At 64.1% G+C, this 13549-nt stretch carries 13 protein-coding genes; 11 read left to right on the top strand and 2 right to left on the bottom strand.

The annotated features are described in order from the left end of the window. Nucleotides 1-851: 851 nt before the first annotated feature. A complete protein-coding gene (locus NKJ20_RS33030; protein WP_352453764.1) occupies nucleotides 852-1631 on the bottom strand; it encodes a FadR/GntR family transcriptional regulator in 780 nt (259 codons plus the stop codon). A 147-nt stretch (nucleotides 1632-1778) separates the two neighbouring features. Continuing rightward, the gene (locus NKJ20_RS33025) at nucleotides 1779-2768 is read right to left on the bottom strand and encodes a sugar-binding protein (protein ID WP_352453763.1); all 990 of its coding nucleotides are present in this window, start codon (nucleotides 2766-2768) and stop codon (nucleotides 1779-1781) included. Nucleotides 2769-3194: 426 nt separating this feature from the next. Between NKJ20_RS33025 and NKJ20_RS33020 the strand changes: the two genes are divergently transcribed. The 11 genes from NKJ20_RS33020 (at nucleotide 3195) to NKJ20_RS32970 (ending at nucleotide 13318) form a co-directional block, all read left to right on the top strand. After that, nucleotides 3195-3935, top strand: coding sequence for an ATP-binding cassette domain-containing protein (locus tag NKJ20_RS33020; protein ID WP_023675804.1), 741 nt, complete (start codon nucleotides 3195-3197; stop codon nucleotides 3933-3935). A gap of 34 nt (nucleotides 3936-3969) precedes the next feature. After that, nucleotides 3970-4968 (top strand): ABC transporter permease, encoded by a 999-nt coding sequence (locus tag NKJ20_RS33015; RefSeq protein ID WP_352749782.1) that lies wholly within the window; start codon nucleotides 3970-3972, stop codon nucleotides 4966-4968. Between the two features lie 315 nt (nucleotides 4969-5283). Further along, complete coding sequence (locus NKJ20_RS33010) at nucleotides 5284-6111, top strand: helix-turn-helix domain-containing protein (protein ID WP_352474974.1); 828 nt, start codon at nucleotides 5284-5286, stop codon at nucleotides 6109-6111. Between the two features lie 107 nt (nucleotides 6112-6218). Continuing rightward, a complete protein-coding gene (locus NKJ20_RS33005; RefSeq protein WP_352749780.1) occupies nucleotides 6219-6668 on the top strand; it encodes an SRPBCC family protein in 450 nt (149 codons plus the stop codon). Nucleotides 6669-6680: 12 nt separating this feature from the next. Further along, nucleotides 6681-7475: an FAD binding domain-containing protein gene (locus NKJ20_RS33000; protein ID WP_352749779.1), complete on the top strand. Its 795-nt coding sequence runs from the start codon at nucleotides 6681-6683 to the stop codon at nucleotides 7473-7475. 49 nt (nucleotides 7476-7524) lie between these two features. Further along, a complete protein-coding gene (locus NKJ20_RS32995; protein ID WP_352684799.1) occupies nucleotides 7525-8007 on the top strand; it encodes a (2Fe-2S)-binding protein in 483 nt (160 codons plus the stop codon). Between the two features lie 14 nt (nucleotides 8008-8021). Then, nucleotides 8022-9389 (top strand): xanthine dehydrogenase family protein molybdopterin-binding subunit, encoded by a 1368-nt coding sequence (locus tag NKJ20_RS32990; protein WP_352749777.1) that lies wholly within the window; start codon nucleotides 8022-8024, stop codon nucleotides 9387-9389. A 1-nt stretch (nucleotide 9390) separates the two neighbouring features. Beyond that, entirely contained in the window at nucleotides 9391-10395 is a 1005-nt protein-coding gene (locus NKJ20_RS32985; protein WP_352503852.1) for a xanthine dehydrogenase family protein molybdopterin-binding subunit, read from the top strand. 9 nt (nucleotides 10396-10404) lie between these two features. Beyond that, nucleotides 10405-11301: an AAA family ATPase gene (locus tag NKJ20_RS32980; RefSeq protein WP_352749776.1), complete on the top strand. Its 897-nt coding sequence runs from the start codon at nucleotides 10405-10407 to the stop codon at nucleotides 11299-11301. Then, a complete protein-coding gene (locus tag NKJ20_RS32975; RefSeq protein ID WP_352749774.1) occupies nucleotides 11298-12431 on the top strand; it encodes a vWA domain-containing protein in 1134 nt (377 codons plus the stop codon). The genes NKJ20_RS32980 and NKJ20_RS32975 overlap by 4 nt, the downstream gene beginning before the upstream one ends. Then, nucleotides 12431-13318, top strand: coding sequence for an amidohydrolase family protein (locus NKJ20_RS32970; RefSeq protein WP_352749773.1), 888 nt, complete (start codon nucleotides 12431-12433; stop codon nucleotides 13316-13318). Before NKJ20_RS32975 ends, NKJ20_RS32970 begins: the two co-directional genes overlap by 1 nt. The last annotated feature ends 231 nt before the right edge of the window (nucleotides 13319-13549 follow it).

The following is a 13549-nucleotide window of genomic DNA, read 5'->3' as shown; positions in this document are numbered from 1 at the left end:
CTCCCTTGTTTGAGATCTCAACGAACTCATTCTGGCACATCCGATGCCGTCGGGCGCCGTCCACCCCATCATGCCGTGACATCAGCCGAAGAATGCAGCGGCTCAGAACGGCGCTTGTATCCGCCATTGCGCTCGTCGCCTTCCACCATGACCGCGAGCCAGAAGCTGCGGAAGCGCTGGCTCCGCCAATGGAAGACCGAATTGATCGAGACGACCAGTCCCAGAGTGCTTCGAGCTTTTTCGCAGGACCGGGTGGCAGCGTTTGGTTCTGGTCTGCTGGAGCACTGCCGCAAGGTAACGGCATGGATCCCAGGGTCTGCGCCGCGTCGCTTCGCTCCTTGCTCCGCCCAGGGATGACGAAGGGAGGGTTTCGGCTAATCTCCTAAATTTGCGATTTGCGACTAACGGGAATGATCGACGTTCGTTGCTGGTTGACCCGCCTTACACGCAGTTGGCCGAGAAACGATCGAATCAGCGCCGAAACCGGCCGATAACGTCGGTATTGGCGAGAAGTCTGTGCACCAAAGCACGCGCACTTCCGATCGGAAGAAGCCAAAAACAAAAAAACCGCCTCGGGAGGCGGGTCGTTGGAGCCAATTAGCACCATACTAAAATTACTAGCATAGCTGCCGGCACAAAGCAAGAACAAAATAGCTGCGACGGCAAAAAAAGTCCGAATTCCTTTTCCCACCCGAGGTCGCCGCCCTCATTGCCTAGCGTTGATGATCAGCGAAAGCCGAAATGGCATCCAATCTCCCCCCTCGTGGGGAGATGTCCGGCAGGACAGGGAGGGGCGCGAAGGAATGCGAGTTTTGCAATCGTTCGGAGCAACGCCAGCCCTGGCGCATAAATCACCGCCGCGACCGGCCGATGACATCGTCGGTGTTGGCAAGAAGCCTGTGCACCGCGGCGCGGGCTGCGGCGGGCCGCTGCAGGCGGATGTTCTTCTCGATCGCTTCGTGCAGTGCCTGCGCCCGCCGCTGATCGCTGGTCTCGCGGGTGACGAACTGGAACAAATGGTCGAGCGCCGATTCGATCAGCACGCCGAGCGGCACCAGCAGATCGTTGCCCGAGGCGCGCAGGATGGCGAGGTGAAACCGCGTGTCGGCGCGCGTGCGCTCCTGCAGATTGGTTGCCTCGCCCATCTCGCGGCAGGCCTGGCTGATCTCGGCCATCTGCTCGTCGGTGCGCCGCATGGCGGCAAAGGCGCTGGCCTCCGGCTCGATGATGTGGCGGAATTCCTGCACGGTCCTGAGGAACACCTCGCGGTCCGGCGAGGTCGCATACCAGGCCAGCACGTCGCGATCGAGCAGGTTCCAGCGCTCCTTCGGCTCGACCCAGCTGCCGATCTTCGGGCGTGACGCCAGCAGGCTCTTCGCCATCAGCATTTTTATGGCTTCGCGCACCGCCGAGCGGCTGACGTCGAAGGTCTCCGACCATTTGGCTTCGTTGGGCAGGATGGTTCCCGGCGGATAGTCGCCGCGCACGATCCTGAGCCCGATTTCATTGGCGAGCGAGGCATGCACGCTCGAGCCGGGAAAGTGTGCGGCGTCGGCACGCCGAACGCCGGCCGGCCGCTCAGCCTCTGCCTTGAATTTGGCGGGTCGCTTTTTTGATGTCGCGTCCGGCATTGGTATTCCCCGGCAGCTGCTTGTCGAAAGCCTGAACTCAGGGCACGGCAAAGCAGCGGCCTACGCTCCAAAGCAGCGTCGCCTCGTGCGTTTTGTATGGACAGTGCGAACGGGGCGCCCGTCGAAGGGCGCCCCGAAATTGCGAACCTACTTCTGGATGCAGGTGTCGACGGTGTCCTTGGTGCATTCGTCGAGGCCGGTGAACACCGGATCGGCGACCGGCTTGCCGCCGACCAGGTCGATCATCACCGAGGGCGCCTTGTAGCCCATCTCGAACGGCCGCTGGCCAACCAGCGCGGTCACCAGTCCGTCACGGGCAATCGCCACCTCGTCGCCGATCGTGTCGGCGGCGCCGATGACGAAGGCGTTGCTGGCGATCTTGTCGGCCATCGGCTTGAACAGGTCGCGGTAGGGCTGCGGAGCGCCGAACAGCGGCCAGCCGCCCATGATGCCGAAGGCGTCGAGATCGGGATTGGCGGCGAGGATGTCGGTCATCGCCTGCACGCCCTTGGCGCCGTCGTCATTGGTGAACACCGGGCAGCCGGCAACTTCCGTCCAGCCGCCTTCGCCCGCCAGCGCCGCGAGGCCGTCCTTGCCCGACAGCGCGTCACGCATGCCCTGCGCGCGGCGCAGGATGTTGTCGGCGGCCGGATTGCCTTCGATGGTGCAGATCTTGCCGCCATTCGGCTTGGCCTTCTTGATGTATTCGCCGATCTTGTGGCCCATCAGGTAGTTGTCGGTGCCGAGATAGGTCTTGCGCAGCGCCGCATCTTCCTTGCTGAGGTCGGCGTCGAGGGTCATGATCGGGATCGACGGATTGGCGCTTTTGATCGTCTGCGCGATCAGCGGCGCGTTGGACGGCGAAATCGCCATTGCCACCGTATCGGGCTTGCTCAGCATGTCCTGGACGATCTGGGCTTCACCGGCCTCATCCGAGGTCGATGCCGGTCCGGTGTAGAAGCACTCATATTCCGAGCTGGCGTTTTCCTTGTTCCATTTCTCGCAACCCTGGTGGATGGCCTCGAAGAATGGATTGTCGAGACCCTTCACGACGATGACGAGCTGTTTCTTGGCCATGGCCGGCCCGGCACCCAGCGCCATGACGGCGGCGGCAGCGAGCAATAGTGATTTCCTCATGTCAGTCCTCCCTTTGAAACAAACGGACACGACGTGCCCGCCACACACAGATCGACCCGGAGCAAGATGACAGAGGACGTCGCACTCGTGTCGCCAAGCCAGGTCGATAAGCATTTTCATATTCAGTCTCGGACCGGCACCGACAGATATCGCTGGTTACCAAATCCCTGACCGACAAACCCTCACCGATTCCTTCCGGCAACCCGGTGGCTCGGCGCAAGCTCCTCCGACACTTAGCTAATATCGCCTTGTCACCGACGTCAATGCTATTTGTCCTACAAAACTGATTTTTCGAAAGAAGCCGTGGTTGACGCCAAGGAGGCATATGCGTAAATGGGCAAAATCGCTGCTTCCGGGAGGAACTGGGGAGAGCGAATGGCCGCGGCAGAACCGCAGGCCCCAAAGCACGGGGAGGCAAGAAGGCTGGTGGCGGTTCTCGAACTCACCAACATCTCGAAGCATTTTGGCGCCATCCAGGCGGTCAACGACGTTTCGTTGTCGATCGAGGCCGGACAGGTTGTCGGCCTGATGGGCGACAACGGCGCCGGCAAGTCGACGCTGGTCAAGATGATCGCCGGCAATTTCCCGCCGAGCCATGGCACGATGCAGATGGACGGCAAGGAGCTGATCCTGCACAAGCCGGTCGAGGCGCGCCAGCACGGCATCGAAATCGTCCATCAGGACCTGGCACTGTGCAACAATCTGACGGCCGCCGCCAACGTCTATCTCGGCCGTGAATTGCGCCGCGGCCTCGGGCCGCTTCGCATCCTCGACTATGCCGCGATGTACAAGCGTGCCGGCCAGATCTTCGCCGAGCTGAAATCCGAAACGCGCCCGCGCGACCTGGTCAAACAAATGTCGGGCGGCCAGCGGCAGGCGGTGGCGATCGCCCGCACCATGCTTTCGCAGGCCAAGATCGTGCTGATGGACGAGCCGACCGCGGCGATCTCGGTGCGCCAGGTCGCCGAGGTGCTGAACCTGATCCGCCATTTGCGCGACCAGGGCATCGCCGTCGTGCTGATCAGCCACCGCATGCCCGACGTCTTTGACGTCGCCGACCGCGTCATCGTCATGCGGCGCGGCCGCAAGGTCGCCGACAAGACGATCGCATCGAGTTCGCCGGAAGAAGTCACCGGACTCATCACCGGCGCCATCGAACAGGTATGATTGACGCCTCAACCATGAGTAAAAAAGGTCGATAATGGCAGTCACCCTTGATCAGACGATCGCGCACAAGCAGCACACCTTGCTGAGCAAGGTGTTTGCCAGCCAGACCTTCTGGGTGGTGATCGCGGTCATCCTCGCCTGCCTGTTCCTGTCGGTGGCCACGGATTCCTTTGCCACGACCAAGAACCTCTACAACATCACCCGCAACGTCACCTTCGTCGCCATCGTGGCGCTCGGCATGACCTTCGTCATCATCACCGGCGGTATCGATCTGTCGGTCGGCTCGGTGCTTTGCCTGTGCTCGATGGTGCTGGCCGTCACCATGCATGCCGGCTACGGCATCGAGATCGGCATTGGCGCTGCGATCGCGACGGCGCTGATCATCGGCGCCTTCAACGGGGTTCTGATCGCCTATCTCGGCTTCCCGCCCTTCGTGGTGACGCTCGGCATGCTGTCGATCGCACGCAGCCTAGCCATGGTCGCCTCCAACAACACCGTCGTCTTCCAGTTCGGGCCGGACCACGAAAAGCTGCTGGCGCTGGGCGGCGGCGCCTGGGTGTTCGGCATCGCCAATCCGGTGCTTTACATGATCGTGCTGGCGTTGATTACCGGCTTTGTGCTGCGCTGGACGAAATTCGGCCGGCACATCTTCGCCATCGGCGGCAACGAGCATGCGGCAACGCTGACCGGCGTTCCGGTGCGCCAGATCAAGGTCGTCGTCTACATGATCTCGGCAATGGCGGCTGGCCTTGCCGGCATCATCCAGACCGGCTGGCTGGGCGCGGTCACCACCAATCTCGGCAACGGCATGGAGCTTCAGGTGATCGCCGCCACCGTCATCGGTGGCGCCAACCTGGCCGGCGGCATGGGCACAGCCTTCGGCGCGGTCGTCGGCGCGGCGCTGATCGAGGTCATCCGCAACAGCCTCGGCCTGCTCGGCATCAATGCCTTCTGGCAAGGCGTGTTCATCGGCGGCGCCATCCTGCTCGCCGTGCTGTTCGACCGCATCCGCAATTTCAGGCGCAACGACTGACGTTCAAGCGCAGCCTCCCCCTTCTCCCCTTGTGGGAGAAGGTGTCGCCGAAGGCGACGGATGAGGGGTGCTCCAGTTTGCCATCGCCTCATTTCTTCCAACACCCCTCAACCGTCTCGGCGCTAGCGCGCCGATCCACCTTCTCCCACAGGGGGAGAAGGGGACGCGCTCCTATCGCCGGGTCTGATAATCCGCCGGTGCGGCGCATGGCCGGCGCCCGGACGTGCACATCCGTCTTGACGCAAGCCCGAACTGCGCCGCACAATCGCTCGCAGCAGGCGAAGGGAGGCCAGTCGCCTGCGGGAGGATATACCCATGACGGAAGCGATCAGGCTCTACTGGGGCCGGTTCGGACATGTTTCTGTCCTGAACGTCGCCAGCGACTTCGTCACCCACGCCCATGTCGAGGCGCATATCATCATCTGGCTGGAAGGCACCGCCGGCGAGATGACCATCGGCCGCGAGACGGTGCGGCTTGGACCGGGCACCGCCGCCGGCATCAATTCCTTCCAGCCGCACAGCCACGCTCTGTCCCGCGACGGCACGCCCGGCCTGTTCCTCGCCTTTTACATCGATCCGGACTGGGCACGGAAACGCCGCGAGCTGCCTTCCGCCGCGCCGCTGTTCTCCGCCCCGGCAATCACGCTCGAGCCTTGGCTGCACAAGGCAGCGGCTAACCTCCTCGACCATCTCAGCGACAATGAGAGCATCGACGACATCGCCAATTACGAGATCGAGCGCTTCATCGACAGCGTACTCGATGCCGCCGATGCCTCCGCACCGCAGACCGTGCGCGCCCGCATCAACACCATGCAGGACTTCCGCGTCCGCAAGGCGATCCAGCTGATGAAAGCCAATGTCTGCGAGCGTATCTGCTTCGACGACGTGGCGCGCAGCGTCGGCCTGTCGCGGCCGCATTTCTTCGCGCTGTTCAAGGAACAGACCAATCTGACGCCCAACGTTTATTGGAACACGCTGCGCATGGAGGAAGCCGTGCGGCAGTTGCAGTGGTCGCAGGAGCCGCTGATCTCGGTCGCCTGCAATCTCGGCTTCACCACGCAAGGCAATTTCTCGCGCTTCTTCCGCGACCATGTCGGCGTCCCGCCGACGCTTTACCGCGAGGCGGCGCGGGCGATCAGCTGAGCGCCCGTTTTTCAGACTATTTGATAGGCGTTCAAGACGCATTGATAAGCGCCGCCGAGCCTGCCGCCCTACCCTCCCAAGCAGCTGATGTGCAAGGGAACGATCATATGGCGAAAGTCACCATCTCCAGCGTCATCGACGCACCGGTCGAAAAGGTCTGGGCCCGCATACGCGACTTCAACGGTCTGCCGACCTGGCACCCGCGCATGGTCGAAAGCCATATCGAGGACGGCAAGGATGCCGGCATGATCGGCTGCGTGCGCAATTTCCAGCTCGCCAGTGGCGCCCGCCTGCGCGAAAAGCTGCTCGATTTCTCCGACGAGAACTTCCTCGTCAGCTACGCCATCCTGGAGACGCCGCAGCCGCTCACCAACCACAAGGCGACGTTGCAGTTGCGGCGGGTGACCGACGGCGACCGCACCTATGCCGAATGGACCGCCAGCTTCGACGCCGCTCCCGAGGAAGCCGATCAATTGGCCGAAGGCATGGGCGCCAACGTCTTCCAGGGCGGGTTCAACGCCCTGAAGGCCCATTTTGCCGGCCAGAGCCAGGCGTAAAGGGAGCGTTCCATGGCGCTTGCACTGCAGAGTTTCGCGACGGTGAAGGATGCCAGCGCGGCGCTGAAAGCCGCCGGCACCCGCTACCTCGGTGGCGGCACGTTGGTGGTGCGCGCCGCCAATGAAGGCGACGTGTCGATCTCCGGTTTCGTCAGGTCGACCGAACCGGCGCTGTCGGTCATCCACATTTCCGGCGGCGAGGTCCGCATCGGCGCTTCGGTGACCATGGCGGCGATCGCCCGCCATCCGGATCTCGCCCCGCTGGCCCACGCCGCGCGCGCCGTCGGCGGCCCGGCGATCCGCAACATGGCAACGGTCGGCGGCAATCTCTTCGCGCCAGCGCCTTACGGCGATTTCACCGTTGCGCTGCTGGCCTTGGACGCAACGGTCAGCACCAGCGACGGCGAGCTGCCGATCGAGACATTCCTGGCAAGGCGCGAGAGCAATGACGCTATCGTCACCGCGGTCGGCTTCACGCTTCCGACCGAAGGCGGCTTTCGCTTCCTGAAAGTGTCGCGGGTCAAGCCAAAGGGCATTTCGGTGCTGAGCATCGCCACCGTGCTGGAACAGGCGCCGGACGGCACTGTCACGTCAGCGCGGATCGCGCTCGGCTGCATGGCCGACCGGCCGATCCGTGCCAGGGCGGCGGAGAAAGCCTTGATTGGCCGGAAACTCACCAGCGAGGGCATCGCACCGGCACTGGCCGTTGCCCGCGACGGCACTTCGCCGCCAACCGATCCGATCGCCAGCGCCTGGTATCGCAACGAAGTCCTGCCGGTCCATCTCGGCCGGCTGCTGCTCGCCTGAAAGACCGTGGCGCATATGTCCGCCTGGCTGCGGCGCAAGGAGTAAAAAGATGGCAAAGGTCCCGATTCAGTTCACGCTCAATGGTGCGGAGAAAGCCGAGTTCATCGACAGCGGCACGACGCTGCTTCATGCGTTGCGCGACAAGATCGGCGACACCTCGCCGAAGGGCGGCTGCCATCAAGGCACTTGCGGCGCCTGCTCGGTCATCATCGACGGCGAGCTCAGGCTGTCCTGCCTGACGCTGGCCGAGACCTGCAATGGCGCAACTATCGCCACGACCACGGGGCTTTCGGAAGGCGGCGTGCTGCATCCGCTGCAACGCGCTTTCCTCGATGCTTTCGCCACGCAATGCGGTTTCTGCACGCCGGGCATGATCATGGCCGCCAAGGTGCTGCTGGATCACACGCCGAACCCCAGCCGCGAGGATGTGGTCGAGGCACTGTCCGGCAATATCTGCCGCTGCACCGGTTACGAGCCGATCATCCAGGCAGTTCTGAGCGCCGCGCGCTCCAATTCGCAGAACGCGGCTTGAGGGGAGTTAAGAAAATGGAACTCCGCAAGAGCTATTTCGCCGACCAGCGCAAGGACGATCTGCACGAGATCGGCCAGCCGCGGCCGCGTTCGGATTCGCCCGGCCATGTCACCGGCAAGACCGCCTATTTCGCCGACCGCAATTTTCCCGGCATGCTGCACCTGAAGATGGTGCGCAGCCCGCATCATCACGCCCGCATCCGCAGCATCGATACGTCAGAGGCGGAAAAGCACCCCGGCGTCGTCAAGGTGCTGACCGCCAAGGATGTGCCGCACAATGTCTACACCATCCTGATCCTGATCCAGATCGGGCCGGAGGACGAGACGGTGCTGGCCGACGGCAAGGTGCGCTGGAAGGGCGAGGCCGTGGTGGCGGTGCTGGCCGAGACCGAGCGCGCCGCGCAGGAAGCCGCCGCCAAGGTCAAGGTCGATTACGAGGTGCTGCCGGCCGTCTTCGACATGGACGAAGCGCTGAAGCCCGGCGCGCCGATCGTCAACGAATATCACGGCCGGAATTATTACCTCTACGACAGCGGCGAATGCCGCAAGGTGCGCTTCGGCGATGTCGAGGCAGGCTTTACAGGAGCCGACCACGTGCTCGAACAGACCTACCAGTCTTCACCGATCGAGCATGCGCCGACCGAAACGACCGGCTGCATCGTCGCACCCGAGGGTAACGACCGCTTCACCTGCTACACCAACACGCAGGCGATGTTCTTCACCCTCGATAACGCCTCGATCATCCTGCAGATGCCCGGCAACAAGCTGCATTTCGTCGGCGGCACTGTCGGCGGCGGCTTTGGCGGCAAGGTCGACGTCATCGTCGAGCCGATCGCCATCCTTGGCGCCAAAATAACAGGACGACCGGTCTGTTTTATCTACAGCCGCGAGGAAGAGATGCAGATTTCCTCGCCGCGCGCCGCCGAGAAAGTCGTCATCAAGGACGGCGTCATGAACGACGGCCGCATCGTCGCGCGTAAAGTCACGGGCTACACCGATGCCGGCGCCTATTCGCGCCATTCGCCCTACGGCGCGCAGAAGGGCGCCGGGCATTATCCCGGCCCCTATACGATCCCGAATGTCTGGATCGACACCTACTGCGTCTACACCAACCGCACCCCGTCCTCTGCGATGCGCGGCTTCGGCGTCACCATCGGCGATTTCGCGCTGGAGGTGCAGATGGACAAGCTCGCCCGGCTGATCGGCATGGACCCGCTCGAATTCCGTTTCATCAACGCCTATCGCGATGGCGACATGAAAGCACATCGGCAGCCGACCGAGGGTGCTGCGCTGATCGAGTGCATGCAGGAAGCCTCGCGCGCCGCCAACTGGCCCGTGGCAGAAACATTCATGGCGATGTCGTCCTACGCGAAGGGAGCTTGAGATGGCGATCAGGCGCGGACGCGGCGTCGCCGCGATCAACTATCCGACCGGCATGAATCTCGGCGGCGACCCGACGCAGGCGCTGGTCCATTCGACGCCGACCGGCAATTTCATGGTCACGCTGTCGAGCGTCGATCTCGGCCAGGGCATGAAGCAGATCATGGCGCAGATCTGCGCCGAGACGATCGGCGTGCCGACCGACCGCGTCGTCGTCGACACCGCCGACACCGACACCGGCCCGCACTGCATGGGCACCTTCGCCTCGCGCGGCACGCATCGCGCCGGCAATGCGGTTATCCAGGCGGCCAGGGAAGCCCGCCAGGTGATGCTGGAAGTGGCGGCCGAGGAGCTGGAGGTCAATGCGTCGGACCTCGAGACCGACGGGCAAGGCAACATCCTGGTCAAGGGCGCGCCGCAGAAATCGATCTCGATCTTCGATGTCGCGCTGTCGGCGCATTTCAAGCGCGGCCGTTCGATTTCCGGCCGCGGCATGTTTTTGATCCCGCGCTCCTATCCGGAAAAGGAAACCGGCGCGATGAAGCCGTCGACCTGCTACGCCCACGCCTGCACGGTTGCCGAGGTCGAGGTCGACGACGAGACCGGCGAGGTCACCGTGCTGACCGTGAAGAACGTCTTTGAGATCGGCCGCGCGCTGAACCCGAAAATGGTCGAGCAGCAGCTCGTCGGAGGCTCGTGGATGGGCATCAGCCATGCGCTCTACGAAACGACCGAACCCTATTATCCCAATCGCGACCATGGCGGCACCGACTTCAACCAATATCTGATGCCGGGTCCTGGGGATCTCGCTCAAACCGATATCATCGTGCTGGAGAGGCCCTCGGCGGACGGGCCGTATGGCGCCAAGGGGCCGGGCGAAATGTGCGCCAACCCGCAGATCCCGGCGGTCGCCAATGCCGTCTTCGACGCCGTCGGTGTGCGCATCGATACGCTGCCGATCACGCCGGAGCGCATCCTGCGGGCGCTGAAGGCGCAAGCCCCGAACTGAGTGCCGGAAATGCCCAAGAGAAGCGCCCGGACTTCAAACGCAGAGACAGTCGCGACCTCGCCGGAGGCGGTGGCGTCCCGGCTCGCCACCTCGCGCTATCTCGCCGATGAAAGCCTGGCCACCGCAATCTTCCTGGCAATCAGGCTGGGTAAGCCGCTGCTGCTCGAAGGCGCGCCCGGCGTCGGCAAGACCGAAGCGGCGAAGGCGATAGCCGAACTGCTCGGGCGCGATCTGGTGCGGCTGCAATGCTATGAAGGCATCGACGCCGCACATGCGCTATACGAGTGGAACTACCAGCGCCAGCTGCTCGCCATCCGCCATGCCGGCGAGCACGAGGTCGACATCTATGACGACCGTTTCCTGATCGCGCGGCCGCTGCTGCAGGTGCTGAAGGCGCCGGAAAAGCGCGTGCTGCTGGTCGACGAGATCGACCGCTCGGACCATGAGTTCGAAGCGCTGCTGCTGGAATTCCTCTCCGATTTCCAGATCAGCATTCCCGAGCGCGGCACCATCCGCGCGACGGCGCAGCCGATCGTCATCCTGACCTCGAACCGCACCCGTGAACTGGCCGAAGCGCTGCGGCGGCGCTGCGTTTACCACTGGATCACCTATCCCGACGCCAGGCGCGAGGCCGAGATCATTATGCTGCGCGCCGGCGATGTCGCCGAGGCCACGGCGCGCGCCGTGGCTGCCGCCGTGCGCGATATTCGCGCGCGTCCGCTGGCGAAGCCGCCCGGCATCGCCGAGGCGGTCGAATGGGCCAATGCCGCGACCATCCTCGAAAAAGGCGGCAGTCCGTGGCCGGAAGCGTTTCGCCGCGCCATCGGCGTGCTGATCAAAGACGAGGAGGATCTATCCTGCATCGCGCCGGAGCTCGGCAAGATTGTCGAGGAGGCGCTGGCGTGAGCGCGGCGGGCCTGCCTCAAGGAGCAGCACCCTTCCTCGGCTTCGGCCGGCTGCTCCGCCGCTACGGCTTCCCGGTGGCGCCCGAGCAGGTCTCCGGCTTCATGCAGGCGGTGACGTTGCTCGGTCCCCGTTCGATGGCCGACATCCGCGAGGCCGCCCTCGCCACGCTGGCGCCGCCGCCCGACCGCCGCGACGAATTCGAGGCGCATTTCCGGAGCCATTTCTATGGCAGCACTGCTGCCGTGGTCGAAGGCGAGGCCGACGAGGAAACCCGCATCAAGGACGATGGTGCAACGGGCGAAGAAGAAATCGAGGTGGTCCGCCAGGAGCAAGGCGGCGAACTGTCTTCGGCCAGCGAACAGTTGAGCGTCCGCGAGTTCCAGCGCGACAGCGACGGGCTTGCCGCCTTCCGCCGCAAGCTCGCCACCGCGTTGCCCGCCCGCCGCTCCTTCCGCACCGTACGCACGCATGCCCGCGGCAAGCTCGACCTGCGCCGCTCGCTGCGCGAAATCGTCAGTGCCGACGGCGATATCCCCTCGCCGCTGCTGCGCCGGCGGCAGACAGTGCCGCGCAAGCTTCTCATCATCATCGATGTGTCCGGCTCGATGAAGCTCTACACATCGGACTATCTCAAGCTGGCGCATGCGGCCGTGCAAGGCGCCGACCGGGCGGAGGTATTCACTTTCGGCACACGGCTGACCCGCATCACCTCGCCGCTGCGCATTCGCGACCGCAACCAGGCGCTGGCCCGCGCCGCTGCCCAGGTCGACGACTGGGACGGCGGCACCCGTATGGGACCGACGCTGCTCGCGTTTCTATCGGTGCCGCGCTTCTCCGCCTTTGCACGCGGGGCGGCAATCGTCATCCTGTCCGACGCGCTGGAGCGCGGCGATCATGCCGAGCTGGAGACCGCGATGCGCCGGCTGAGCGCCCGCGCCTTTCGGCTTTCGCTGGCGACGCCATTGGCCGGCGACCCGCGCTTCCGGCCGGCAACGGCAGCACTTCGCACCATCCTGCCGGTGCTCGACGATCTGGTCGACGGCTCCTCGATCGCCGGTCTCACCGAGTTCATCCTGTCGCTCGCCCGCCCAGCCCCGGCGGCCGCGGCAATCTGGAAAAGGGTTTTGTGATGCAAAAGGCGATCGACGCGCATTTCCACATCTGGCGCCGAGAGGACCAGCCCTGGCTGCGCGGGCCGATGGTGCCGCGCATCTTCGGTCCATACGAGCCGATCCGCCGTGACTATCCGATCGAGGAATTCCTCGCCGACCAGCAAGGCTCGGGCGTCGAGAAGGCGGTCTATGTCCAGACCAACTGGGCCAAGGAGGATTTCGAGAAAGAGGTGGCGTTCCTGCAGAAGACCGCGGAAGAAACCGGCTGGCCGCACGCCATCGTGGGCTATGCCGATATGACGGTGGACGATATCAGGCCCCAGATCGACCGGCTGAAAAAATATCCGCTGCTGCGCGGCGTGCGCATGCAGCTGCACTGGCACGGAACGCCGGCCTTCCGCTTCGCCGCCTCGGCCGATCAGGTCATCGATCCCAAGGTGCGGGCCAATGTCGCGCGGCTGAAGGATTACGGCCTGTCCTTCGACCTGCAGCTTTTCCCCGCCCAGATGAAGGACGGGCTGACGCTCGTCGGCGACAACTCCGAGACGAATTTCATCCTCACCCACGCCGGCATGCTGACCGACATGGAGCCGGAGACCACCGAGGCGTGGAAGTCCGGCCTGCGCACGCTGTCAGCGGCGCCCAACCTCTATGCAAAGCTGTCCGGCCTCGGCACCTTCGTCCACCGCAACGACCCGGCGCTGATCGCCTATATCGTCGACAACGCCATCGACATCCTCGGCAGCGACCATTTGATGTTCGGCTCGAACTTCCCGATCGAGAAGCTGTGGACCAGCCATTCCGAGCTGATCAAGGCGCACCGGGAGGCGGTGGCGAAACACGGCGCGGCCGCCGAGGCCGATATTTTCTGGAACACGGCGGAGCGCGTTTACAGGCCGGCGTGAGACGCGCAGACCTCCCCTTCTCCCCTTGTGGGAGAAGGTGGATCGGCGCGAAGCGCCGAGACGGATGAGGGGTGCTGGAAGAAACTCGGCGGAGAAAGTCCCAGCGATTTGAAGCCCTTACGTCTCCAATGCCGCGATCCGTCCAGCACCCCTCATCCGACCGAGCTTCGCTCGGCCACCTTCTCCCACAAGGGTGTTTGGACCGGAGACATCGCGAACAGGTGTGCGAGG

It is taken from the genome of Mesorhizobium sp. M0185 (genome assembly GCF_040322175.1).
Lineage (GTDB): Bacteria > Pseudomonadota > Alphaproteobacteria > Rhizobiales > Rhizobiaceae > Mesorhizobium.
This window is presented reverse-complemented; position numbering and strand designations above follow the sequence as displayed.

Bases quoted from the DNA above. Each gene is read 5' to 3' on its own strand.
- NKJ20_RS33030 (WP_352453764.1), bottom strand. From the start codon at position 1,631: ATGCCGGACGCGACATCAAAAAAGCGACCCGCCAAATTCAAGGCAGAG.
- NKJ20_RS33025 (WP_352453763.1), bottom strand. From the start codon at position 2,768: ATGAGGAAATCACTATTGCTCGCTGCCGCCGCCGTCATGGCGCTGGGT.
- NKJ20_RS33015 (WP_352749782.1), top strand. From the start codon at position 3,970: ATGGCAGTCACCCTTGATCAGACGATCGCGCACAAGCAGCACACCTTG.
- NKJ20_RS33010 (WP_352474974.1), top strand. From the start codon at position 5,284: ATGACGGAAGCGATCAGGCTCTACTGGGGCCGGTTCGGACATGTTTCT.
- NKJ20_RS33005 (WP_352749780.1), top strand. From the start codon at position 6,219: ATGGCGAAAGTCACCATCTCCAGCGTCATCGACGCACCGGTCGAAAAG.
- NKJ20_RS33000 (WP_352749779.1), top strand. From the start codon at position 6,681: ATGGCGCTTGCACTGCAGAGTTTCGCGACGGTGAAGGATGCCAGCGCG.
- NKJ20_RS32995 (WP_352684799.1), top strand. From the start codon at position 7,525: ATGGCAAAGGTCCCGATTCAGTTCACGCTCAATGGTGCGGAGAAAGCC.
- NKJ20_RS32990 (WP_352749777.1), top strand. From the start codon at position 8,022: ATGGAACTCCGCAAGAGCTATTTCGCCGACCAGCGCAAGGACGATCTG.
- NKJ20_RS32985 (WP_352503852.1), top strand. From the start codon at position 9,391: ATGGCGATCAGGCGCGGACGCGGCGTCGCCGCGATCAACTATCCGACC.
- NKJ20_RS32980 (WP_352749776.1), top strand. From the start codon at position 10,405: ATGCCCAAGAGAAGCGCCCGGACTTCAAACGCAGAGACAGTCGCGACC.
- NKJ20_RS32970 (WP_352749773.1), top strand. From the start codon at position 12,431: ATGCAAAAGGCGATCGACGCGCATTTCCACATCTGGCGCCGAGAGGAC.